Source organism: Atopobium minutum 10063974 (assembly GCF_000364325.1).
Lineage (GTDB): Bacteria > Actinomycetota > Coriobacteriia > Coriobacteriales > Atopobiaceae > Atopobium > Atopobium minutum.
In genome coordinates, this window is the sequence record NZ_KB822533.1 from 669,640 (window position 1) to 694,128 (window position 24,489).

The window sequence follows — 24,489 nt, forward strand, 5'->3', positions numbered from 1 at the left end:
AGTGAAATAGTAGCTATGTGGCTTAACGAGATATATCAGCATTTAGATCCTGTGGCCTTTTCTGTAGGCCCTCTTAGTGTGAGATGGTATGGCATTGCCTACCTGTTGGGATTTGTCTGTGCTGGCATAGTAATGTGGAAGACTGCCAAACGCTGGGGATTAGGCCTTGTCTTGGATGATTTGCTTTCACTTATTGTGGGTATTGCCTTTGGTGTTATCTTGGGCGGCCGACTTGGTTACGTGCTGTTTTACGGTGCAGGCTATTATTTGGCTCATCCGCTTTCTATCTTTATGCTCAGTGAAGGCGGCATGAGTTTTCATGGGGGCTTAGCGGGCGCACTTATTGGTGGTGCTCTCGCGTGTAAGTTCATGCGTTTGTCTGTGCGCACCATGGCTGATCTTGCAGTCATTGGTGCTCCGCTTGGTCTGTTTTTTGGACGCTGTGCCAATTTTATCAACGGTGAGCTTTGGGGTAAGCCAACCAATCTACCCTGGGGCGTTATCTTTGTGCAGGGTGATGTAGCACGCCATCCCTCTCAGCTTTACGAAGGCCTTCTCGAAGGCTTAGTGTTGTTTATCGTTTTGTTAGTGCTTTCCTACCGTGGTACACATGGGGAAGTGCAGCAGAGATCTGCAGTTCATGGGCCTGCTGTTACTGCTCCCACGTCAGCTGCTCAGAAACCAGGCAGTCACACAGTCCGGGCTGCCGCTGCGTTTGAGCCGTATCCTCAAGGTACGTTTTTGGGAGTATTTTTGCTGTTGTACGGCGTTTTTAGATTCCTTATTGAGTTTGTGCGCCTGCCCGATGAGCAGTTGGGATACCTTTTGGGTACCAACTGGCTTACCATGGGCATGGTTTTAAGCATCCCTCTTATACTTGCAGGAATAGTTGAGCTTGCTTTGGCTCGCAAACGCGGTATATCCCAAATTGGGTATTTTTAAACTATTCACTAAAATATAGTAATGTAATAATATTACGAGGGGAATTTATAATCCTTATTTTTAAACCTCGTTAAAATCTTTTGCTATGTGAACGTTTGAGGACTGTGACTGCATGAGTTATACCTTGCGCAACATATATAACACATATGTAAAGCTCCTAAGCCTTTCTTGGATACTCACAACTGTCCTTTTGTCATACCAACTTATGCCTACGTTAGTGGTAGTAGCTTGGGCTGCCTCTCCAGCTTCTCCCGGTGGCGTTGGAACAGCACAGCCGTTCTTGAGTCAGATTGATACCAAAGAGGTCATACAGTACAACGGCATCGGCCATGAGGTGCAGGCTGCCACACCAACGTCTTTAGTATCGGTGCAGTGGAAGACGCAGCTGGCACCTGCTGGCGCTGCATTGAGCGAGCCGCTTTTTATCAATGGTTACGTGGTGGTAGTTGCAAACAATACGCTTAACGTGGTGGACGCAAAGTCCAAAGAGGGACGTGTTGTGAGTTCCCTCGAGCTTGATGGTGTGATTGATCACCAGGCGCGACCCCTGTTTGTAAACAATACCTACTACATTGCCCTGCAAGATGGTCGCGTACAGGCAGTAGATTTGTCTACTATGCACAAGCCACAAAAGCTGTGGACTTCATCCAATACGTTTGCCTCTGGTACGCATACAACTACGAGCCTGCGTCTTATTAAGCTTGTGGGTACGACGCTTATTTCTTTTGGTACTGTTTGCTATGACGATGCTGGCCAGATTATTGGTGGAGAGTCGGCTGCGGTTTTTGCACAGACGGGCGCTCTGGCATGGACCATTTCTTCGGGAGGATCTGCTGGCTTTTATCGCAATGATATCCCTCAGTTTGGTGCGTATATACTACGGTCAGATACCTGGGGCACCATCTGTGTTTGTGATCCGCAAACGGGTGAGGTAGTAGGGTCTTGTATCAATACGGGCTCTGGCATCACAAGCGATTTCACACCGCTGAATGCTACAGAAGCCGTCTATACCTCATATGACGGCCAGGTACATAGGCTACTGTCGAGAAGAACGGTGGGCTAAGCGATTTCTCATCGAGCGTGTTTGCTTACGCTTCCTCTGCCCCAACGATTACCGGCAATCTTGCGGTTGCTACTGGCGTTGGAGCTTCTCATGAAACTCAGTTGGCTGTTGTGGATCTGAGTACCATGGAGGCTGACAAGCTGGTCTCAAGTACTCCTGAAGGTCCACTTCCCCAAGATGGCTTTACGACACCGGCGCTTCTTGTTAAGCAGGGCAGTGATGTGTATGCGTATTTTACTGTTTATACAGATAAACAGGCTGATCCTCACGCTCAAAGCTATAAAACGGGCAGCAATGTATACGTATACAAATTGGGTGATGATACGGCCAAACTGCTCTGGGCGTCTGCGCAAGCTGGCGCAAACACCAGCCCGTTAGCACTCATCAATGACCCCGAGGGTAATTTGTACCATCTTGATACGTCTGGTTTCTTGGTAAAACTGAGTGCTTCTCGACCACCGGATCCTCGGCCATCGGATCCTACCAATCCTAGCAAGCCCACGCCAAAACCTACAGATCCCGTAAAGCCTGATGTATCCCCAACGGATCCCATCGAGCCCAAGTCAACATATCCACAAGCAGAAGATGCTTTTCCGGGTACTCGTACACAGCTCAACAAACCACGGGATATGGTTAGCTTGCTACATAATGCTGCAATCAAGGCTCAGCCAGCACCCATAGAGCAGCAAGAAGACAGTGCTACATCCATACAAGACCTCTTAGCAGATGCAGCACCATCAGATGCTGAGGATGCAGATAAGCAAGTCTTGTTTGTTCCTGTAAGCGATTTTCCTATAACGCCTGCAGTTGCCCTTGGAGCCGTTGGAGTTGTTACACTGTCAGCGCTCGCGTGGTTTGTATTTGCCAAACCGTAAGCACTAATCCATCTGAGTAAAATCCAAAAATGGCTCTTCGTCAGCTTCTTCCAAATCCGCAAAATCAATGTTGGGGTCATCAAATTCGGTTTGGAAGTCCTCGTCATCGTCGTCTACAAAGGTATAGGCACAGCCAACAGATTCATCGGAGGCGGGCAGGGCAGAAGAAATAGAGGAAAGGCCGTTTTCTGTAACAGCAATCTTTTGCCAGCTCAGCATGACGGGTTTGCTCTCTTCAGCACTCAGCTCCACCAAAGAGTCAAGGTAGATATAGTCCGCATCGGACACAATGGTGCCTTCTTCATGCAGGGAAATGAGCTGAGATGCAAATTTATCCAAGGCTTCGTCTACTGTGTCGGCTACAACCAGGCAAGGAATGAGGCAATAATTATCAGTTTCGTCGGTATTGTCGTTATAGCTAAAGTTGCCTACGTAAATCATGATGTCTCCTTGGTTGGGTAGGTACTGCTGCTACTCGTATTATCCGCATAACTGATGAAAGCCGCTAGCTTTGTTCCTCTTCATCATTGTGAATTTCGCCCGGCGTTTTGGGCTTTGGGGTAAACGGTTGGGATATCCTGCCTTGTTTGTCGGGAAGAGCCATATGATGAGGAAGGGCCAAGTATTCGGTGGACGAGAAACGCCTCCCTCGGCGCTTCTCACGCAAGCGCTCCTCCATAAAGTGACGGCGCTCCACCCGTATGGCAGCCTGGCGCTCGTGCAAAACCTGTGCTGCCTCACTGGGGTGCTCGATAACCTTTTGAATGGACGCTATGGGCTTGGCGGCCAATACGGTTGTGGTAACAGAAGTAATGAGTGGAATAACTAAAACGGTAAGGGCACCAGCAGCTACTAGTACAGAAGCCATACTTTCTGTCATGGCGTTTGAAGAGACGGCGGACTCGGTGAGTGCCACGATAAGCGGAAGCGCCATGGTGCAATACAGCGATGCCGAGAACTTCTCTCCAATAGAGAGCGCGCGTGTTTCTGGAAAGAGGGTAAGTGAGATGCCCATTACCAGTCCACGCACCATAAGCAGCAAAAACATATACAAGAACAAGAGCTGCGGGTTGTTCATGATAGCAGCCGGGTTAATGGTAATGCCAGAAATGACAAAGAAGATTGGTACAAAAAATCCGTTGCCAATGGTTTGAATGCGGGTGGTAATGGAGTGATCTTCGGGAACAATGCCGCGCAAAATAAAACCAGCTGCAAACGCTCCCAAAACTGCATCGAGTGCAAAGAATTGGGATAGCAACAAAAGACTTACCATGAGTAACACAATGGCACGAACGGTAGGTTGGGAAGCTGCTTCAGAGTTTTCATGCAAGAAACGAGAAAGTGCGCTGCCTATGCGGCGAGCACGGTCTGCTTGGGCTGTGATAACAATACATATCACGGTAAAGAGGATAAGTACTACAACGTTGAGCAGCAGACTGCGGTTGGGAGTAAGGGCAAGCGTCATCATCACAACGGGTAGCAGCTCACCCATAGCGCCATACGATTTTATGACCTTACCAACGCTGGTTTGGGCAATGCCACGCTCATTGATAATGGGTATGAGGGTGCCGTATGCCGTGGTAGTAAGGGCAATAGCAAATGCTATGGTACTGGTTTTGGAAAGTCCTAAGTTAAGCAAGGGGATGACGATAAGTGCACCCCCAAGAGAAACTGCCCAGCTAAGCGCTGCATGCCGTCCACGTTTTCCAATAAGTTCTTGCGGGTTGAGCTCGTAGCCAGCCATAAGAAACAAAAAACCCAAGCCAAGGCGAGACAACAAAGAAATAGCGCTGGTATTTTGAATAAATTGCAGACCATACGGACCAAACAGGGTACCAAAAAAGACAAAAAAGACTACCTCAGGGATTGGCCTACCAGGGATAAGGCTTGCCACAAATGAGGAAAGGAGCACTCCTGATAAAATAAAAAAGAGAGTAAGTAGGTTAATCGTCATACAGCGACCACTTTCAACCTTTTGTATACGGTGTACCTAGTTTAGTGCATATGCGCTTTTGTAGGTGTGACGCGTGGAGGATGTAGGTTATTCGCACATAAGTAACCGCACTTCTCGTCAGACCATAACAAGAGTAATATGTACAAGGTTAATGAGTTTCGTATTAGTAAGTTTTATGCTCATGCGTATGGTGGTTTGTCGTATACAGAGGCAAACTCGTTTGATTGTAAGGAGACATGCATGTCCGGACACTCTAAGTGGGCTACCACAAAGCATAAGAAGGCTGCGATTGACGCAAAACGTTCCTCGCTCTTCTCTAAGCTTTCCCGTAACATTACCGTTGCAGCTAAGCTCGGTGGCGATCCCAACCCGGATAATAACGCTACGCTTGCTGCTGCAGTAGCGCGTGCCCGCATGGTTTCCATGCCAAACGCTAAGATTAAGGCAGCTATCGATAAGGCCTTTGGCTCTGGTGCAGACGCTGCGGTATATGAAAATATCTCCTATGAAGGCTATGGTCCTGCGGGCGTAGCAGTATATGTAGAGTGCCTTACGGATAATCGTAACCGTACAGCTGCAGATGTTCGCTCCTCGTTTAGCCACTCTGGCGGCAATTTGGGCACCACCGGCTCTGTTGCATTCCAGTTTGAGCGCAAAGGTTCTATCGCTGTCGATAAGATCATTGTGAGCGAGGACAAAAAGGTTCCCAATAAGGAAAACGCCGTGGACGAGGACGAGTTCATGATGGCGGTTGCCGAGGCTGAGGGAGATGACTACGAGGACGCTGGCGAGCAGTGGATTGTGTACACTGCCTATGACAAGATGCAGGACGTCCAGAAGGCTCTTGAGGCTCAAGGCATTGAGGTAAAGGGTAGCGAGCTTACCATGGTTCCCACCACACCAACCGATGTTTCTGTGTCTGACGCAAAGAAGGTTCAGCGCCTGATTGATCGTCTTGAAGAGCTGGATGACGTACAAAACGTGTACAGCACCATGAATATCACAGATGAAATTGCAGAGGCTCTTGCTGAGGAAGAATAAGTAACCAAGCTATGACGTATGCGCCTCGGTCGCAGGTTGGCAACAACCATTGACCGAGGCGTTTTTGTATATCTCGTATATATCGCACGCATATCGTGTACATATCGTGCACACGGCTTAGTAATGTCCAAGCTAAAGGGTATCCTTTAGATATAAAATCCGAAGGGAGTGGTAATGAGCTCATTTAAAAGATTTTGTCTCTTTGTATACTCGCTAGCTGGTCTTTTGCTGTTTGCGCTTGCTGCACTTACCCATGCAAGTCCGTGGGCAGAGCAAATGCGTGCACTGGTGCTCATTCCTGAGTATGTATATGCACTTTTGGTACTTGCAACGCTTACGATAATTGGGCTGTTAGTTAGCTTTATTGTTGCGTGTACCGGTCGTGCAACCACCACGTTGCTTGTTGCTCAGACTGATGAGGGTGACATTACGGTTTCTCGGGAGGCCATTGCATCTCAGGCGGCTCATATTGTGATGGCGGCAGGAGACGCACAGGCGCGTGATGTCTATGTGCAGATCAACCGCAATAACAAGGTAGACGTGTTTGTAAAGGTTGAGCCGTTTGCCTCTATGGATATTGTGACGCGTGGCCCCGAGCTCATGGAGCAGCTTACTACCAATCTTGCGCTGTTGTGCGGAAAAGAGCAGCTAGGAAGCGTGCACCTAAGCTATATTGACGCCAAACAAGCTACGGTTCTTGTCGAGAAGGACAACCAGACACAGGCCGAGAAGGACACAGATGCTGCTGCTGCCGCGGATCTTGATAACCCAGACGATTTTGATGCCACGCTGGATAGTTCCACTGCAAGCAAGGCATCGCGTCGTTCCAGCTATGATCAAATCGTGTATATCCCTACGTCTACAGCACAGGGGTCCGGCACCACAACGACTGAGGAGGGCAACTAATGGCAACGCAACACAATGACTCACAGTCGCACAAAACGCCTAATCCACAGATCGATACAAATTCCAGTGCTCATGCCACTCAGAGCTCTGCGGATACCTCCACGGCAAATCAGGCACAGCCAGGTGTCAAGGATGCTGCTCAAGATGCGGCACGTAAGGCAACAACGTGGCTGGGCAAAACTTTTCCTGGTAAAAGCAATGCTATTTTGTTTGCCTGCCTTGGTTTGGTAGCTGCCCTTGCGTTTATTGTGATTGGCTTTTGGCGTTCGCTTTTGCTCATCATCTTTGTTGTGTCAGGTTACGCGTTTGGACAAAGTTTGGACGGCAATCCAACCATCATTAACACGGTAAAAAGAACCCTCAAAGATCTCTTTTCTTCTCGTAATCATCGCTAGAAAGGCAGCAGGTATATGACCACTACTCAAAACAATGACAAGCTCGAAGCTAAGGCAGCTCCGGCCTCTACCACCTCTGAGGCAGAAGAGTACGGTACATCCGTTTCTGTTGCATCTGAGGATGCCGCCCCAGAAGACGCTCCTGGCACAGAGCCTGAGCCCTTTGACGAGGATCTAGACAGTGAGGATTCCCTTACCTTCTCCAATGGGGTTATCGAGAAGATCGTGGCGCTTGCCGTGCGCGATGTGGATGGTGTTTTGGGCATGCGCGGCGGCTGGGTTAATCGCGTATATGAAACCTTTGGTGCTGTCAGTCCTACGCGCGGCGTTACGGTAGAGGTTACACCGGACAACGCGGTGCGCGTAAACATTGCGGTACTCATAGAGTATGGCGTATATGCTCCTCAGGTGTTTGAGGACGTCAAAAAGGTTGTGGTTAAGCAAATAACTGGTATGACAGGCCTTGAGGTTGCTGGCGTTAATCTGCGCATAGAAGACGTTCTGACGGCAGATGAGTTTGAGGCCGATAAGCGCGAGGATGCCGCGAAGCTTGCCGCCGCCGCCTCCGAGTCTGGCGAGAAACCCCAAGACTAGGAACCCCTCAAGCTATGCCAAACGCACGCTATAACGAAAGTTGTACTGTATGAATATCCGCACCAAAGCTGCCGCTACAGCAGGAAGGCTTGTGTCGTGGGGCTTACGGAGCATAGCCCACAGCAATGCTTCCCAGCTGCCCGGTAGGGTATCGCTGAGCCTCGATCCGCAGGTTATTGCAGGTCTGTCCACTAAGCTTTCTGAAGGCTCAATTGTGGTATGCGGCACTAATGGTAAAACTACAAGCAATAATATTGTGGCAGCTGCCATAGAGGCGTCCGGTAAACAGGTGCTGTGTAACCGTGCTGGCGCCAATATGGCCGCCGGGGTTGCTGCAGCATTGTTACCAACAGCAGCAGCCCATTGGGCTGTGTTAGAGGCAGATGAACTGTCCACAATACATATTTTGCCACAGCTACAACCTGCATATTTGGTGCTTCTCAACCTGTTTCGTGATCAGCTGGATCGGGCGGGAGAGATCGATCATATTCAAGAGGTGCTGGTACAAGCACTTGTCTCTTCTCCTCATACCACGCTTATTGTTTGTGGTGATGATCCTTTGAGTATGGGTGTTGCCCTGCGTGCACAACAACAGGGGATCAAGGTTGTGAGTTTTGGTATTGGAGAGGATCTTCATCTACCGCAGGATCGGGTGCCCGAGGCTAAGTTTTGTCAGGTATGCGGTGAGGAGCTACAGTATTCGTATCGCAGCTATGCACAGCTGGGTAACTTTGCATGTCCCAAAGGGGATTTTGCACGCCTTCAACTGGATTTTGTGGCAACCAAGGTTCATGCAGGCCGAGAAGGAATACGTTTTACCGTTACTACAGCTACAGGCGTCTCGCATGAGGTGCATGCCAATTTTGGTGGCGTTTACATGGTATATAACCTTCTTGCTGCCTATGCGGCCGCAAGCTTTGCTGGGGTAGATGCAGCAACGTTTCAAAAGGTGCTTGATGGCTATCATCCGCAAAATGGGCGCTTGCAACGCTTTATGGTTGACGGCAGGAAAGTGACGCTTAACTTAGCTAAGAATCCTACGGGCTTTAATCAGAATCTTTCTCTGCTGGCAGCAGATGAACGCGCTAAGCATGTGTTTATCGCCATCAATGATAACTTTAACGATGGCAAAGATATTTCTTGGATTTGGGACGTGGATTTTGAGCGTCTTGCACAAGCAAACTGCGCCACACTTTACTGCAGTGGCTTGCGCGCTCATGATGTTCAGCTAAGGCTTAAATACGCAGGTATTCAGGCTCATTTGACCGAAAACGTGCAAGATTTTATGAGTGAGATTGCCTCAAGTAATCCCCAACAGCCTGCGTATGTACTCACTAACTACTCTGCATTGTGGCCTGCAAAAGCCGAGCTGGAGAAGATGGGGGAGCGCATATGAGTTCCAAACCACTTGTTGTTGCACACCTCTTTCCCGAACTACTTAACCTTTACGGTGATTCTGGCAACATGCTGTGCCTTAAAAAGCGTATGGAATGGCGCGGTATTCAGGTGCACATGCGCGAGGTGCATCTGGGGGACACACCGTCTTTTGCCGATGTAGACATTGCTTTTATCGGCGGTGGGTCGGATCGCGAGCAAAAAATTGTGTGCGATAAGCTCCTGGCTGTTGGTAGTGAGCTGCGCTCGTTTGTAGAAGACGGCGGCGTGCTTATGGCGGTATGCGGCGGATATCAACTTTTAGGCCATAGCTATCTTATGGGGGACGAGAAGGTCCAAGGTTTGTCTCTTGTGGATTTGTATACAGACCATGGGGACCCGCGCCTGATTGGCAATATTGTGGTGGAAAGCTCTCTATGTACGCATAAGGTTGTGGGATATGAAAACCATGCTGGTCGTACGCATCTTGGTGCAGATGTTACGCCGTTTGGCAAAGTCTTGTATGGGCACGGCAATGATGGGATTACAGGGTACGAAGGCGCGCTGTATAAAAACGTTATCGGTACGTATATTCATGGACCCTTGCTGCCCAAAAATCCTGGCATTGCAGACCATGCAATTGCTCGCGCACAAGAGCGTGCTTGGGGGCAAAGCACGTTAGAGCCGCTGGATGATGCTGTTGAGCTTTTAGCTAACAGCACTATGGTAGATCGGCTGCTTTCTGGTGAGGTCCAGGAAGCGTAAGCGCTACTGTTAAAAACCTTGCTCACCTTGCTTTACAAACCCACAAACGCGCTATAATAAAGTACATAAAAAGGGAGCTGCGAGTATGGCGCGGCTGAGAGGAACGGTCCACCCGTTTGACCTTCAAACCTGATCTGGATAATGCCAGCGTAGGGATAAAGCAGCTAGAGCAATCTATTGCATCCTTTCGCATGGCGGAAGGATTTTTTATATGGCTTGCGAGCATAAGCAACATAAGCGGCGGTGGCAGCAGCAAAAGTATAAAAAGACGCTGTACCCAACGCTGTCTTTGGCGGGAGTATTGCTTATTTGGCAGCTCATTGTTGTGTGTGGTTTCGTACCAAATTACTTGCTTCCTACGCCGCTGCAGGTGTTGGGAGCATTGGGTAAAGAAGCAGCTCTGCTTGCCATGCACACCCAAACCACGCTTATAGAGGCGCTTATCGGTCTTGTTATTGGAACAGCAATAGGTAGTGCCTTTGCCATTTTAATGGATCGCTTTGAGGGTTTTTATCTGGCCTTTGAGCCCTTAGTGACCATTTCTCAAACCATTCCAACCATTGCTATTGCACCGCTTTTGGTGTTGTGGCTGGGATATGGCTTGTTACCAAAAATTGTGCTTGTAGCGCTTACTACTTTTTTCCCTGTTCTTGTCTCTTTGCTGGCGGGCTTGCGTTCTGTAGATCCAGATATGATTGATCTTATGCGCGTGATGCATGCTTCCCGCTGGCAAATTTTTATACATGTCAAATTGCCTGCTGCTGCAGAACAGTTTTTTGCGGGGCTTTCTATAGCCGGTGCCTATGCCATTGTAGGTGCTGTTATTGCAGAATGGCTTGGCGGTATTTCTGGTTTGGGCGTGTATATGACGCGAGTACGTAAGTCATTCTCGTACGACCGTATGTTTGCGGCAATTTTTGTTATTTCTGCTATTTCGCTGGTACTTATGGGTGTAATCCGAGCGCTGGAGCGCGCGGCTATGCCTTGGAAACAACAGACAGCTAAGAAGAAAGGTGCTGTTCATGACCAAGTTTGATGTGAGTAAAACCACTATTTCGCGTAAGTCCTTTATTGCCACAGCAGGTGCCTCACTTGCTGTAGCGGCTATGGGTCTTGCTGGCTGTGGTTCTAAATCTGGTACCAATGCCGATAAGCCCAAAGAGCTTACCAAGGTAACGCTGTGCTTGGATTATACGCCCAACACCAATCACACGGGTATTTATGTGGCGCAGTCTAAGAATTTCTTTGCAGATGAAGGTCTTGAAGTAGAGATTGTTCAGCCGGCAGAAAACTCGTGTGAGGCTATGGTTGGTTCTGGCCAAGCTCAACTGGGAGTTTCATACCAGGATTATCTGGCAAGCTCTCTTTCACAGGCAGAGCCGTTTCCCCTTACCGCTATTGCGGCTATTATCCAGCACAATACCTCGGGTATTATGAGTCGTGCCGAGGATGGTATTACCTCTGCCAAGGGTATGGAAAATCATACCTATGCAACTTGGAATATCCCGGTTGAACAGGCAACCATTAAGCAGGTGGTTACCGCTGACGGTGGAGACTTCTCCAAGGTCAAGATGGTTCCCTACGAGACGGACGATGAGGTTGCTGGTCTTAAAGCAAACATGTTTGATACCGTGTGGGTGTATGAGGGCTGGGCGTATCAGAACGCTCAGATCCAGGATTACGATGTCAATTACTTCTCGTTTGTCTCCATGGATCAGGTGTTTGATTACTACACGCCTATTTTTGTATCAAACAATGATTACCTCAAGGACCATGCAGATCAGGCCAAAGCGTTCTTGCGCGCCGTGAAGAAGGGCTATGAGTTTGCCATTTCCAACCCTGATGACGCGGCGTCCATTTTGCTCAAAGCCGTTCCCGAGCTTGACGAGAAGCTCGTGCGTGCCAGTGCACAATTCTTGGCTGGCGAGTATCAAAAGGATGCTTCAAGCTGGGGCGTTATCGACTCTACACGGTGGTCTCGTTACTTTGGTTGGCTCAACGATAACAACTTGGTAGAAAATAAATTGGATGTTAACTCTGGTTGGACCATGGACTATCTTGAGGCTGGTAAATAGTGAGTGACGCTGGCACGCTTATACAAGACCAGATGGATGGGCAGCCTGCGCTTGAAGCAAAGGAGCTCACACTGAGCTGGGAACATACTGAGGTGGTGCACAAGGTATCCCTCAAATTGTTTGTGGGCGAGCTCGTGTGTATTATTGGCCGGTCTGGTTGTGGTAAAACTACCTTGCTCCACGCGTTGGCGGGACTCACACAGCCAACGGCAGGCCGGGTAGTGGTGCAAGGTCACGACTGTACAAACCAACCGGGTGCGGTCAGCTATATGCTACAAAAGGACTTACTTATACCCAGCAAGCGCGTGATTGATAATGTTAGCTTGCCACTGGTTATTGCAGGCAAAAGCCCCCAAGAAGCGCGCCAGCAGGTGGTAGATTTATTCTGCAAGTTTGGTCTTGAGGGCTGTGAAGATAAGTGGCCGAGTCAACTTTCTGGTGGCATGCGTCAGCGAGCAGCGTTTTTGCGTACCTATGTTATGGGCAATCAGGTAGTGCTTTTAGATGAGCCTTTCTCGGCTTTGGATGCACTTACCCGTGTTGAGCTGCGTGATTGGTATAGACAGGTATCTCGTGAGCTACAGTTGGCATCATTGATAATCACACACGACGTTGATGAGGCCATCTCTTTGGCGGATCGAGTGTATGTATTGCATGCGAATGAAGGCGAGCCTTCTACCATTAGTTTTGAACTACCGATTAAGCGCCCGTCTGACGAGAAGTTTGAGTTGTCTCAGCAATTTTTGGACTATAAAGCTCAGTTATTGGCGCAGCTATAGCTGCTGTAGAGACTGGAGTTACAAACAACAGCTATAGGAGCTTGGACTAGCTGTGAGAAGTGCACCGCTTTGTTGTTTTGGACATACATCAAAAACAAGCAGGTTTGGAATTCCAAGCCTGCTTGTTGTACTTACTGTTTTGTTGCACTTACGGTAATATTTTTTGACCAAAAAACAAGGTGAGAAGAATCATGACAAAAGCCATTACAACCAAAACCACTGATTGTCGTAGTGCTCTATGGAGAGCTACTCCTTTAAGTCCTGGGTATGGTATGAGGAGTGTAATAAGAAGTAAGGCACACATAAGTAAGGTACTCTGTAAATTGAAAAGCTGTGACGGTAATGAAAAAATCTTTTGTACTCCTGCCAGGACATACAGGATAAAAAGCCCTCTCATAACAAGTGAGGCATACCAGATGTACTTGTATGAGCTTGAATAATATAGCTTCTTAAGAGTGTGTAACATTTGGCATCACATCCGACATGTAGGATATAGGTTCTTCTGATGAACGTATATCGTTATTTTTGCACAACAAACAGACTTAGAATTCCAGGTTTGTTCGTTTTCCTCATTAGCTTGTTTATTTTTATGCCTATATTTCAGTCAAGTGCTCTACTGCTGTGTAGCGGTAGAACTTGTATCATCTTTGTTGCTTTTAGAAGTGGTGTCCGAGCTCGATGAATGAGAGGAACTGCCAGTATCCGATGACTCTTCCGTAGACTTATTTGTATTATCGGTGCTGTCTTTCGTAGAGTTGTTTGTGTTGGTCTTGGTATCTTCTGATGTGTTGCTAGTGCTCTCACCTGCAGTGTCGCTATTAGATTGCGTGCTTTCACTGGTGCTGGTGGAGTTGGTATCGGTATTGGTAGTGGTCTGGGCAGAGCTGGTGTCTGTGCTGTGCTTGTTGGTAGATGTGTCTGAAGTGGTGGCCTGTTCATTTTGTGCTGTAGGCACAAGGGTTAGACGGGTGCCAATGCCTTGACCAGCAGAAAGAACATTAATAGCAAAGGCTGTGATTGCTACGGCCAGCACTGCGGCTGCACTTGTTGCAACGAGCGCCCAACGGCGTTTACGTGCTTGTTCTGCTTGAAGCTGTCGATAATAGTCAGGAGCAACGCGACCACCAGACTGTATGATTTCAGCGGTAGTCGAGGGAGTCACAGACGCAGCCGGTGATTCACCTGCCGTGTCTGGGGTGGAAGGAGTTGCTGCGTCTACCCAATCCGGTGCAACTTCACGGATTTTATCGGCACTGGCATTGAGAAGACCCTTAAAAATTTGATATGCGGCCGCAGCTACTGCAGCTCCTACCGCGGCTCCTACTAAGCCGCCTATCAAGCCAATCTTTGAGGAGAGCAGGGCAGAAGTGAGGGTGGAAAGCACGGACGCAATAATCTGTGCGACGGAAAAATCTTCAAACACACGACGACGTGTGGGAGTGGTTTGCTTGTCTTGCAAAGCGTTTGGCATAACATCTCCAATGCATTGACAGAAGCCAGAGTATACGGCTTGCGTGTGAAGGTCGTTTGTATACTCTGTTGGCAAAGCCTGTAATTATGTCTGCAGCGTTTGCTTTTGTTCGGTTTGATTGGTGCACAGAATAAAGAGCTTGTGCTACAATCTCTATCCTATTTTTGGAGAGGATAAAGGAGAGATCTTGCACCTTATTGAAATTTTACTTTTAGGTGCAGCGCTTTCTGCCGATGCTTTTGCTGTTACGTTATCCGATACCTTTGCGTATCAGAATGAGTCTCGAGCAAAAATGTTGGTATTGCCCGTTGCTTTTGGTGTATTCCAGGTGCTCATGCCCCTGTTAGGTTATTTTTTGAGCGGAGCTTTTGCTCAGATAATTACGATGTATGCCGGCGTTGTTACCTTCATCATGCTGGGAATTATTGGGGGCAACATGGTGCGAGAAGGTGTCATGGCACTATATCGTGGTATAGATGCTAATGCAATTACTGCCTGTGTAACAACCGACTCCCAGCATCCTGCGTGTAGCCTGACCTATAAAACCATTGTGTTCCAGGCGATTGCTACTGCGCTTGATGCGTTTGCTATTGGGATTAGTTTGCGTGCACAGGAAGTAGCTATTGTACCTACGGTAGCTCTTATTGGGTGTACAACGCTTTCCTTATCGCTGGTTGCTCTTGCCATTGGAAGCAGGTTTGGCAAGCTTTTGGGTGATAAGGCAGAGATTGTCGGCGGCATAGTGCTGCTGTGCATTGGCATCAAAGCCTTGGTGTTCTAAGCCGTTAGGTATCCCTGGCTTTTGAGTTATGCAATCGATGTACGGGCTTCTTCTTTTTTACGGGCAACGGTAAGCCAGCGGCCACTGCGATAGTACACAATGTAAATGCCGGTGGTTAGAATCCACGTAAGGGGATAGCTCATCAAAATGGTTTCCATGCTATGGAACACCGGAACAACCATGAGTAGCCATGCAATACGCAGTATGCAGGTGCCAAACAGAGTAATAAGCATGGGTCGCACGCTTTCACCTGCACCACGAATAATGCCTGAGATGTTAGAAGAAATGGTATAGACCACATAAAACGGGGCAATGTAGCGAACCATGAGCGCAGACCACTCTGCCACTGTGGCATCTGGTAAAAAGAACATGCTAATAGGCTCTACAAACACAAACAACAGGGCAGACAAGGCTCCCACTAATGCCAGCGACATAGCTATGGAAACCTTAAGACTTGAATGCATGCGGTCATATTTGCGCGCACCAAAGTTTTGTGCCGCAAACGTGGTTACGGCAACACCAAGTGAATCGCCGCTTTGCCATATAATGCCATCAACACGAGCAGATAGCCCCCAGCCCGTTACGGCATCTGCGCCAAAAGAATTAACAGCAGTTTGCGCAATGATATTAGAAATGGAATACGCGGCAGACTGTACGCCCAAGGGCAAGCCCGTAACCAACATAATGCGTGCGATCTTACGATCAATGCGAATACGTTTCAGGTTTACTTGCCAGGGGCCATGTGCATGAGATAGCTTATAGAGCACCAAAGAAGCAGCCACAATATAGGCAAGGGCCGTTGCAATACCAGCTCCTAGGGTGGCAAGGTTCAATCCCGCAACAAAAATCAGATCTAAAATCAGGTTGCATGCCAGCGCAATTCCTAAAATAATGGATGGGGTACGAGAATCGCCAATAGCGCGCATAAGACCAGAGCCCATGTTATATATGAGCGAGAAAACCAGCGCACCAAAATACCAATGTCCATACAGTAATGCATCGGGCATAAGATGCTCTGGAGTACCCATGATGTGCAATACGGGTCCAACGCAGAGCACGCCTACAACAGAGAATAACACGCCACCCACAACAGAAATACCAATGGCCGTGTGTACAGAAGCCGACAGGCGGGTATCGTCATGAGCACCAAAATACTGACCTACAATAACGGCACAGCCAGCACCAACACCCACAGCAAAACCAACGGCTAAATCGGTGAGTGCTTGGGTTACCTGTATGCCGCCAACAGCAGCTTTGCCAGCAAACTGCCCCACAATCCACGTGTTCATAAGGGTGTAAAGCTGCTGCATAAAGGCGCTCAGGAAGATGGGGATATACAGTTGTAGGAGCTGCTTCCAGATAACGCCCGACGTTACGTCAAGCGTTTCTACTTGCGCTTCTTCCGATACGTGATGCTCGTTATTCTCAACAGCCTGTGCCATGCCTGCTACATACCTGCAATCTTAGATGTAAAAGAGCATCTTGTTGTAAGAAGGAACAGGCCAGAAGTCATGACTGCAAAGTTGCTCCATGGTGTCCACCGCATCGCGCAGCCTGCTCATAGCGGGCAAAACGGTGTCGCGGTAGGCGTTGTCTTGTTCGGCAACGTTGGAAATGGCACCAGCTTGGGCATTGAGCTGCTCCAGCTCATCCACAGCGTCGTAGATAAGATCAATGCCATCAGTGAGGCGCACAATCATGTCCTTCTCGGCACGCGCTTTAAGACCCAGATCCATCTTAGTGGCTACACCGGCGGCAATGTCACCAGAGTAGTCGATAAGGGCGGGAAGATACATGTGGCGCACCATATAACTCATGGTATTAGCTTCAATATTGATAAGCTTGGCGTATTGCTCTGCATAGGAAACGTAGCGAGCGCGCAGCTCAGACTCATTAAGCACGCCATATTGAGCAAAGAAATCAATGTTGTCTTGTGTAATTAAGCAGGGAAGCGCATCAGGTGTGGTGGGGTAGTTGGGCAAGCCGCGACGCTGAGCTTCCTGCGTCCACTCATCGGAATAGCCGTTGCCATCAAAAATAACGCGCTGATGCTCCGTAAGGCTTTGCTTAATCCAAGCCATGGTTTGAGTAACAAAATCATCTTGGGTAGCATGGGCTAAATCAGTGGCAAATTTGTCCAGTTGTTCTGCTACAGCAGTGTTGAGTACCGTATTGGAATCAGAGATATTTTGTTGGCTTCCGCACATGCGGAATTCAAACTTATTACCGGTAAAGGCAAATGCACTCGTACGGTTGCGGTCTGTAGTGTCTTGGGTAATGTCTGCTAGCTGAGGCACTCCCAAATCCATCTTGGTGCGATTGGCAGAGCTAAGGCTTTCACCATGGATGATGCCACTCACAATGCCAGAAAGATCATCGCCCAAGAAGATGGAGATGATAGCAGGAGGAGCTTCATTAGCACCTAGACGATGGTCATTGCCAGCAGAAGCAACGCTGGCGCGCAATAGGTCTGCATGCTTATCTACTGCGGCAATGACGCAGGTAAGGAATACGAGGAACTGCAGATTTTCTTCGGGGTTATCGGAAGGATCGAGCAGGTTCTTACCGTCTGCAGTCATGGACCAGTTGTCATGCTTGCCAGAGCCATTTACGTATTCAAAGGGACGCTCATGCTGTAGGCATACCAAGTTATGGTGAGAGGCAAGCAGGCGCATCTTTTCCATGGTGAGCAGGTTATTATCGACAGCAACAGAGCCCTCTTCAAAAATAGGAGCAAGCTCATGCTGGCAAGGGGCAACCTCATTATGCTTGGTCCGTGCAGGGATGGCCAGCTTCCACAGCTCGTCATCCAGCTCTTTCATAAATTCATTGACGGTAGGACGGATAGCACCAAAATAGTGCTCTTCCAGCTCCTGGCCCTTAACGGGAGCACAACCAAAAAGGGTGCGACCCGTCATAATCAAATCGGGACGAGCAGCAAAGTCATCCTCACGGATGAGGAAGTATTCCTGCTCGGGACCAACTGTGGTAGCTATGCGAACAGGATTTTTGCCAAACAGGGCAAGCGCACGTTTAGCCTGTTTGTCTAGGACAACCATAGAGCGCAAAAGCGGAGTTTTTTTGTCCAGTGCTTCTCCCGTGTAGGAGATAAACGCGGTAGGGATACACAAAACCTCATCTTTAATAAAGACAGGGCTACCGGGATCCCAAGCAGTGTATCCGCGGGCTTCAAAGGTGGCACGCAAGCCACCGGAGGGAAAGCTCGATGCATCGGGCTCACCTTGAATGAGTTCTTTTCCCGAGAAGGTCATGAGGGTTGTACCATCGCGCTTGGGTGTAAGAAAGCTGTCGTGCTTCTCGGACGTAATGCCGGTGAGCGGTTGGAACCAATGGGTGTAGTGGGTTGCACCTTTTTCTAGTGCCCATTCCTTCATGGCATGTGCTACTTCATTTGCAATGTCCAGGTCAAGGGCACGACCTTCGTGGATAACCTTGGAAAGCGCTTTATACGTAGGCTTAGGAAGACGTTCCTGCATTACAACATCGCTAAATACAAGACTGCCAAACTCTTCCGAGACCCTGTTTTTAAGCATATGAAACCCACTTTCCCTTGCAAAGTTTTGCTTATGTACAACCGTGGTTTATTATTGCAAAACGCACAGCAAAAAGTATGGCACGGCTGTATGAATATGTGCATGTGATTGTTGCATCCCTAAAGTATCTAAGTAATATTTCTAGACGATAACCACGAAAGAAAAAATGCAGCTTCTCTACATTTTTCTCTGCGCTCTTCATGCGGTCTCTTAGCGCTTCTTTTATAGCTCTCTGGTTGTGTTCGCAAGATTTTTTCGTACTGGTTTGACAGCACAGAGTGTGAGAGTGATAATGGCATTCGCGTTTATAAGTCTTTGCCTGCTGTAAAGTTTTGCTTGCTTGGCAGTTGCTTGCTGCTTACTGCAAAGCGTTTCACCGAAATGGGGATGTAGCTCAGTTGGGAGAGCGCGGCGTTCGCAACGCCGAGGCCGAGGGTTCGATCCCCTTCATCTCCACCATTTATTTTTTAGATAAATTAGCTCATGTACCTGTGCAAATACGGTATGGATAAGTCTCTTGAAGTGCTAGGACAAAAGACATCAGCTCTCTTGGTTTGTAGGAGAGTGCTTTGTCAAATATTTAGTCTGTGTGGTATCAACTGTTTAAATCTATACTGAAGAGCGCACTTACATGTGCAGCAGCGTATAAAAATACACATTGGTATATGCTGCAACACATAAAAGTGCACCCAAACGCACGACAGCACACATGGTGCGTTTAAGTACACAACAACGTTGGGGAGAAAACTCTTTGCAAGCATTTTCTCATTCATACGAATCTTGTCATTTGTGCCCACGAAACTGTGGCGCAAACCGAGTGGCAGGCAAACGTGGTCTTTGCGGTGCTAACGCCACCTTGCGGATAGCAAGAAGTGCTCTGCATTTTTGGGAGGAGCCACCTATTTCAGGTGAGGTGGGTTCAGGGGCTATTTTCTTCTCAAGCTGTCCTTTGCGCTGTGTGTTTTGTCAAAACCAGCAAATCTCGCAGGGCAATTTTGGCCACGAGGTTACCACTCAACGTCTTGCTGCCATGATGCTGGAACTGCAAGAACAAGGCGCGCTCAACATTAATCTTGTTACGGCGCTACACTATGCCCCTCAGGTGCATGATGCGGTACTAATGGCTCGTGACGCTGGGCTGAGCTTACCTATTGTGTGTAATACCTCGGGCTACGAGCTGGCTAGTACGGTTCGCGCTATGGGCGATGTTGTAGATGTATGGCTGCCAGACTTTAAATATGCTTCAAATATGCTTGCGGGTACGTTATCTGGTGCTCAAGATTACCCTCAGGTTGCTGCAGCAGCTTTAGAAGAGATGCTCAATCAGGTACGCCAGCATGGAACGCGCGTAACGGATGAGGACGGCTCACTTACCACAGGTATTATCGTGCGCCATCTGGTGCTTCCAGGACACACCGATGATTCGTGCGCTGTTCTCGATAAGCTCTGGGAGCTTGCAGGCAACGACATAGATATTTCTGTCATGAACCAGTACACCCCCAATGCACATTGTCGAGCTGCTGGTGGCAATCTGGCTCGTGCACTTACCAATGAGGAGTATGAGCTGGTGCTTGACCACGCAGATGACCTTGGCTTTGAGCGTATGTGGTGGCAACAGGGTGGTACGGTGTCAGAGAGTTTTGTGCCAGAATTTGATGCTACAGGTGTAGATGGTCCAGAACTTAGCAGCTTTTTGGCCTATTCTTCTCGCCAGGAGCGCTAAAAGGGCTATAGTCTATACAACCCTTGATAGGCGGGCTAAGGAGAAACCATGTCAAATGATGACGCTCTAACTGATTCTGAACGCGCCGAGTTGGAAGCACTTCGCGCTCAAGCAGCAGCTCGTCAAAATGCTCAGGCGCGTGCAGAGTTGGAAGCCTTGCGAGAAGCTCAACAAAAAGCGCAGCGTCAGGCTCAAGAGGATGCGCGTATCACTCACATTCGTGAGGTTAATCGTCGTGCGATGGAGCCAGATGAAGATTTGCACATGCCCTTTGCACAAAAGCTTGTGCTTGGTGTATTGGCTGTGATTGTCATTTGCTGTGCCATCTATTATTACCTGCGCCATTAAGTGCAGAGTATCTGACGTAGTGCCTGCGTTGTGAGTACGTGCAGGTAAAACCATTGCATTAAGCGGTAAGGAGAAAGACATGTCTTTAACCGATCGCACAAAGCCTTCTGACATTGCTCTTAATACGGATCTGTATGAGCTCACCATGGCTCAGGGCTTTTTTGAGTCGGGTCTTGGTGACACACAGGCGTGCTTTACGGTGTTCTTTCGCGAGAATCCCTTTCATGGTGGCTATGCAGTTTCTTGTGGTGCGGGTCAAATTGCAGACCTAGTAAAAAACTTTGTCTTTGAAGAGGATGCTCTTGCATACCTTGCTTCACTTGATGCGCCTGGTGGCGGCAAGATGTTTACCACTAAGTTTTTGCAATACCTTCGCGATTTTAAAATTCGTGTCTCGGTATGGGCTGTTCCAGAGGGGGAGATTGTCTTTCCGCGTGAACCTATGATTCGCGTGGAAGGCCCTGCTATTGATTGCCAGCTTATAGAAACCGCCCTGCTCAACCTTGTTAATTTTCAAACACTGGTGGCAACTAAAACTGCACGTGTGGTACAAGCAGCTCAAGGCAATGCTGTGTCTGATTTTGGTTTGCGCCGTGCCCAAGGTCCTGACGGTGGATTGGCTGTTGCTCGCGCCTCTTTTGTGGGCGGTGCAGGCTCTACGTCCAACGTGCTTGCAGGAAAGATTTACGGCATTCCCGTGTTTGGCACCCATGCACATTCGTGGGTTATGGCGTTTCCTTCTGAGCTGGAGGCCTTTAGGGCCTTTGCCAAGTCCAGTCCCAAAAACTGCGTCTTGCTGGTAGATACCTATGATGTCTACAAGGGTATCCAAAATGCTATTACGGTTGCGCATGAGATGGAGGCGGTAGGCGAGCACTTAAGCGCCATCCGTATTGACTCAGGAGACCTTGCTAAACTTTCCAAATACGCACGTCAAGCCTTTGATGAGGCGGGCCTTCCCTCTGTAAAAATCTCTGTTTCCAATGATCTGGATGAGCACACCATTCAGTCTTTGTTTGCTCAAGGTGCTCCCATTGATTCTTTTGGCGTGGGAACCAAGCTTGCAACCTGCGACCCCCAGCCTTCCTTGGGTGGTGTGTACAAACTCAATGCTACGCGCAAGCCTGGCCAAACAAGTTGGACGCCCACCATGAAGTTGTCCGAGCAGGCGTATAAGCGCACCATTCCAGGAGTGCAGCATATCCTGCGCTTTTATGATGATAGCGGCTGTCCTATGGGGGACATGATTGTGGATGACGCATACGTTGCTTCTGACACAACCAGGGCTGTTGACGTGTTAGATCCATATACCAGCTATGATTTTTCCGCGTATACTCCCGTTGAGCTTCTCGAGCACTATGTCGAGAAGGGCGTGTGTGTTGCAGGCACAGCTACTCTGGAAGAATCGCGGCGGCGTTGCCATGATGCGCTCATGCGACTTGACCCTGCTACCAAGCGTTTTCTAAATCCCCAAACCTATCCTGTGGGTATGGAAGAGGGGTTGGCCAAGCTGCGTGAGGACCTAAGTAGGGAAGAACGTGCCCGGTCTGGCCGACGATAAAGGTTTTTGGCAGGTGTAAATTGGTAGGTGGAATGAAGGTTCATTTCACGCACGTCACATACGTTTTTCAGATTGAGTAAACTTAGATACCATATACCTATACACACGTAGTTTTTATTAAGCACGTAAATGTACTAAAAATTGTTGTATGAGCTTTGCTAGACTGCTAGAAATTGCAACATTGCATGACAAATATGCAAAATGCTATCGATCAAGGAGTGACTTATGCCCGAGACTATTGAAGAGCTGGTAAAGCAAGCCATTGCTGCTGCTCAGCAGGCATCAGACTTGCCTGAATTTACCGTAGAGGATTGTGGTGTTGAGCGTCCAGCTGATACCGATCATGGTGAGTGGACTTCCACCGTTGCTCTTCGATCTGCTCGTCTTGCTCGTATGGCTCCCGCAAAGATTGCCCAAGCAATCGTTGATCACATGCCTGCCCACCCCGCCATTGCAAAGGTAGAGGTAGCTGGTCCTGGCTTTATTAACTTTTATCTGAGTGCCGCTGCAAACAATGAGATTATTCGTGCCGTTCGCGAGCAGGGTGAGGATTTTGGTCGTGCCAACGTAGGTGACGGTCTCAAGGTCAATTACGAGTTCATCTCTGCTAATCCCACCGGTCCTTTGCATGTGGGCCATGGTCGCTGGGTAGCGCTGGGCGATTCCATGTGCAATGTGATGGAGCACGCAAATTATGACGTCTTCCGTGAGTACTATATCAATGACCACGGCAGTCAGATGGACGTCTTTGGTGGCTCCGTTGCCACGCGTTACATGCAGCTTGTTCAGATTATCCGCGAGAAGGGCCTGAGCGCTCAAGACGCGTATCAACTGCTGCTTTCCGATCGTGAGGCCTATGTAGCAGATGATCTGGATGAGGCTCCGGAAACCCATCCCTACATGGATGCATTCAATGAGATCTTGGGCGGCAATTCCTATGGTGGCGACTATATCATTGAGATCGCCCTGGAATTCTATGAAGCAGATGGTGACAAGTGGGCAAACGTTGACGAGAAGACCCGCGGAGATGAGTTCCGCGAGCGCGCGTACCAAGCAATGTTGCAACGTATTAAGAACACCACCCACCAGGCTCGTTGTGACCTTGACCTGTGGTTCTCGGAGCGCAGCCTGTATGTTAAGGATGAGTCCGGCACATCTCCTGTAGACCGCGCCTTTGCTCGTTTGGACAAGATGGGACACCTGTACACCACCGATGACGGTGCATTATGGTTCCGCTCTACCACTTTTGGTGACGATAAGGATCGTGTTCTTATCAAGTCCAATGGCGAGTATACCTACTTTGCTTCCGACGTTGCTTATCACTGGGATAAGTTCCAGCGCCAGGATTATTCCATCGACCTATGGGGTGCAGACCACCATGGCTACATTGCTCGTGTAAGGAATGCCTGCGATGCTCTGGGTTATCCTGGTAAATTTGAGGTAGATCTTGGTCAGTTTGTAAACCTGTTGCGCAACGGCAAGCCGGTTCGCATGTCTAAGCGTAAGGGCACCATGGTAACCTTCCAGGAGCTGCTGGATGAGGTAGGTGTAGATGCAACTCGTTACACCTTGGTATCGAGGTCCTCTAACCAAACCATTGATTTTGATATTGAAGCCGTAAAGCAACGCAATGCGTCCAACCCTGTGTTCTATGTGCAGTATGCACATGCTCGTATTTGCTCCATTTTGCGCCGCGCTGCTGGCGTAGATGATGTTCAGGCAGAAGAGATGGGCATGGATGCCGTGGCTGCTCAAGCAATTGGCGAGACGTACGACCTCTCGCTGCTTACGGATCCCACCGAGCTTCAGATTGCACGTAAGCTTGGCTCCATGAGTGACATGATTGCTTCTGCAGCACGTGACCGCGCGCCTTTCCGTTTAACGCACTATCTTGAAGAACTTGCAAGTGACTTCCATGCGTTCTACAACAACTGCCAGGTACTTCCTTCTGACGGTCGTCCTGTAGATGCAGATCTGTCTCGTGCACGTTTGGCTGCCTGCGATGCTGTACGTTGTGTTTTAGCTCTTAACCTTAAAATGATTGGTGTTTCTGCGCCCATTAAGATGTAAGGGCTTACTAGCAAGGGCGTACCAGCGCATTTTGTGCCCGCGGGTACTTGCAGCTGTTTGCTGAGAGTACTGCTGTAAGAGTGTTTTATACAAACCTCCGTACAATTTATTTGTTACGGAGGTTTTTCTTCAGGTTTGTTATTACTTGTATGATATACTCCCTGATGGTTCAATTTCTTATTTACTTTTGAACGGTATTCCTTTTCCAACTTCACAGG

The 24,489-nt window shown here is 48.7% G+C and carries 22 protein-coding genes, 1 tRNA gene and 1 riboswitch; of the genes, 18 read left to right on the forward strand and 5 right to left on the reverse strand.

The window, feature by feature from the left end:
• Positions 1–15: 15 nt before the first annotated feature.
• The 3 genes from lgt to HMPREF1091_RS03135 all read left to right on the forward strand — a co-directional run bounded on the left by lgt (position 16) and on the right by HMPREF1091_RS03135 (position 2,880).
• On the forward strand, positions 16–942 hold the full coding sequence (gene lgt, locus HMPREF1091_RS08460; RefSeq protein ID WP_002563385.1) for a prolipoprotein diacylglyceryl transferase: 927 nt from the start codon (positions 16–18) through the stop codon (positions 940–942).
• A gap of 112 nt (positions 943–1,054) precedes the next feature.
• Positions 1,055–2,005: a PQQ-binding-like beta-propeller repeat protein gene (locus HMPREF1091_RS03130; protein ID WP_002563386.1), complete on the forward strand. Its 951-nt coding sequence runs from the start codon at positions 1,055–1,057 to the stop codon at positions 2,003–2,005.
• A 17-nt stretch (positions 2,006–2,022) separates the two neighbouring features.
• Positions 2,023–2,880 (forward strand): hypothetical protein, encoded by an 858-nt coding sequence (locus HMPREF1091_RS03135; protein ID WP_002563387.1) that lies wholly within the window; start codon positions 2,023–2,025, stop codon positions 2,878–2,880.
• A gap of 3 nt (positions 2,881–2,883) precedes the next feature.
• On the opposite strand, the gene HMPREF1091_RS03140 is transcribed toward HMPREF1091_RS03135, so the two are convergent.
• A complete protein-coding gene (locus tag HMPREF1091_RS03140; RefSeq protein WP_002563388.1) occupies positions 2,884–3,321 on the reverse strand; it encodes a hypothetical protein in 438 nt (145 codons plus the stop codon).
• A gap of 64 nt (positions 3,322–3,385) precedes the next feature.
• Entirely contained in the window at positions 3,386–4,834 is a 1,449-nt protein-coding gene (locus tag HMPREF1091_RS03145) for a cation:proton antiporter (protein ID WP_002563389.1), read from the reverse strand.
• A 240-nt stretch (positions 4,835–5,074) separates the two neighbouring features.
• Between HMPREF1091_RS03145 and HMPREF1091_RS03150 the strand changes: the two genes are divergently transcribed.
• From HMPREF1091_RS03150 to HMPREF1091_RS03190, 9 genes are all read left to right on the forward strand, one after another.
• Positions 5,075–5,875 (forward strand): YebC/PmpR family DNA-binding transcriptional regulator, encoded by an 801-nt coding sequence (locus tag HMPREF1091_RS03150; RefSeq protein ID WP_021736236.1) that lies wholly within the window; start codon positions 5,075–5,077, stop codon positions 5,873–5,875.
• A gap of 174 nt (positions 5,876–6,049) precedes the next feature.
• Positions 6,050–6,781: an alkaline shock response membrane anchor protein AmaP gene (amaP, locus tag HMPREF1091_RS03155; protein ID WP_002563391.1), complete on the forward strand. Its 732-nt coding sequence runs from the start codon at positions 6,050–6,052 to the stop codon at positions 6,779–6,781.
• Positions 6,781–7,176, forward strand: a complete 396-nt coding sequence (locus tag HMPREF1091_RS08000) for a DUF2273 domain-containing protein (protein ID WP_002563392.1) — start codon at positions 6,781–6,783, stop codon at positions 7,174–7,176. Before amaP ends, HMPREF1091_RS08000 begins: the two co-directional genes overlap by 1 nt.
• 15 nt (positions 7,177–7,191) lie before the next feature.
• Positions 7,192–7,770 (forward strand): Asp23/Gls24 family envelope stress response protein, encoded by a 579-nt coding sequence (locus tag HMPREF1091_RS03165; RefSeq protein ID WP_002563393.1) that lies wholly within the window; start codon positions 7,192–7,194, stop codon positions 7,768–7,770.
• 49 nt (positions 7,771–7,819) lie between these two features.
• On the forward strand, positions 7,820–9,166 hold the full coding sequence (locus tag HMPREF1091_RS03170) for a Mur ligase family protein (RefSeq protein ID WP_021736281.1): 1,347 nt from the start codon (positions 7,820–7,822) through the stop codon (positions 9,164–9,166).
• Positions 9,163–9,909 (forward strand): type 1 glutamine amidotransferase, encoded by a 747-nt coding sequence (locus HMPREF1091_RS03175; protein WP_002563395.1) that lies wholly within the window; start codon positions 9,163–9,165, stop codon positions 9,907–9,909. The genes HMPREF1091_RS03170 and HMPREF1091_RS03175 overlap by 4 nt, the downstream gene beginning before the upstream one ends.
• Before the next feature lie 60 nt (positions 9,910–9,969).
• Positions 9,970–10,082, forward strand: a riboswitch (TPP riboswitch).
• 38 nt (positions 10,083–10,120) lie between these two features.
• Positions 10,121–10,945 (forward strand): ABC transporter permease, encoded by an 825-nt coding sequence (locus tag HMPREF1091_RS03180; RefSeq protein WP_002563396.1) that lies wholly within the window; start codon positions 10,121–10,123, stop codon positions 10,943–10,945.
• Positions 10,932–11,984: an ABC transporter substrate-binding protein gene (locus tag HMPREF1091_RS03185; protein WP_002563397.1), complete on the forward strand. Its 1,053-nt coding sequence runs from the start codon at positions 10,932–10,934 to the stop codon at positions 11,982–11,984. The genes HMPREF1091_RS03180 and HMPREF1091_RS03185 overlap by 14 nt, the downstream gene beginning before the upstream one ends.
• A complete protein-coding gene (locus HMPREF1091_RS03190; RefSeq protein WP_002563398.1) occupies positions 11,984–12,763 on the forward strand; it encodes an ABC transporter ATP-binding protein in 780 nt (259 codons plus the stop codon). Before HMPREF1091_RS03185 ends, HMPREF1091_RS03190 begins: the two co-directional genes overlap by 1 nt.
• Before the next feature lie 613 nt (positions 12,764–13,376).
• Here HMPREF1091_RS03190 and HMPREF1091_RS03195 read toward each other — a convergent pair.
• The gene (locus HMPREF1091_RS03195; protein ID WP_002563399.1) at positions 13,377–14,234 is read right to left on the reverse strand and encodes a hypothetical protein; all 858 of its coding nucleotides are present in this window, start codon (positions 14,232–14,234) and stop codon (positions 13,377–13,379) included.
• A 187-nt stretch (positions 14,235–14,421) separates the two neighbouring features.
• Here HMPREF1091_RS03195 and HMPREF1091_RS03200 point away from each other — a divergent pair, with 187 nt between their 5' ends.
• Positions 14,422–15,015: a manganese efflux pump MntP gene (locus HMPREF1091_RS03200; RefSeq protein ID WP_002563400.1), complete on the forward strand. Its 594-nt coding sequence runs from the start codon at positions 14,422–14,424 to the stop codon at positions 15,013–15,015.
• Positions 15,016–15,041: 26 nt separating this feature from the next.
• On the opposite strand, the gene HMPREF1091_RS03205 is transcribed toward HMPREF1091_RS03200, so the two are convergent.
• Positions 15,042–16,457 (reverse strand): MATE family efflux transporter, encoded by a 1,416-nt coding sequence (locus HMPREF1091_RS03205; protein ID WP_002563401.1) that lies wholly within the window; start codon positions 16,455–16,457, stop codon positions 15,042–15,044.
• A gap of 21 nt (positions 16,458–16,478) precedes the next feature.
• The gene (locus tag HMPREF1091_RS03210; protein ID WP_002563402.1) at positions 16,479–18,569 is read right to left on the reverse strand and encodes a glutamine synthetase III family protein; all 2,091 of its coding nucleotides are present in this window, start codon (positions 18,567–18,569) and stop codon (positions 16,479–16,481) included.
• A 383-nt stretch (positions 18,570–18,952) separates the two neighbouring features.
• Here HMPREF1091_RS03210 and HMPREF1091_RS03215 point away from each other — a divergent pair.
• From HMPREF1091_RS03215 to argS, 5 genes are all read left to right on the forward strand, one after another.
• Positions 18,953–19,028, forward strand: a tRNA-Ala gene (locus HMPREF1091_RS03215).
• Positions 19,029–19,278: 250 nt separating this feature from the next.
• Positions 19,279–20,292 (forward strand): 4Fe-4S cluster-binding domain-containing protein, encoded by a 1,014-nt coding sequence (locus tag HMPREF1091_RS03220; protein ID WP_196792750.1) that lies wholly within the window; start codon positions 19,279–19,281, stop codon positions 20,290–20,292.
• A gap of 48 nt (positions 20,293–20,340) precedes the next feature.
• A complete protein-coding gene (locus tag HMPREF1091_RS03225) occupies positions 20,341–20,640 on the forward strand; it encodes a hypothetical protein (RefSeq protein WP_002563404.1) in 300 nt (99 codons plus the stop codon).
• A gap of 79 nt (positions 20,641–20,719) precedes the next feature.
• Entirely contained in the window at positions 20,720–22,201 is a 1,482-nt protein-coding gene (locus HMPREF1091_RS03230; protein ID WP_002563405.1) for a nicotinate phosphoribosyltransferase, read from the forward strand.
• 225 nt (positions 22,202–22,426) lie between these two features.
• Positions 22,427–24,271 carry an arginine--tRNA ligase gene (gene argS / locus HMPREF1091_RS03235; RefSeq protein WP_002563406.1) on the forward strand — a complete coding sequence of 615 codons (1,845 nt, stop codon included), beginning with the start codon at positions 22,427–22,429 and terminating at the stop codon, positions 24,269–24,271.
• Positions 24,272–24,489: the final 218 nt, after the last annotated feature.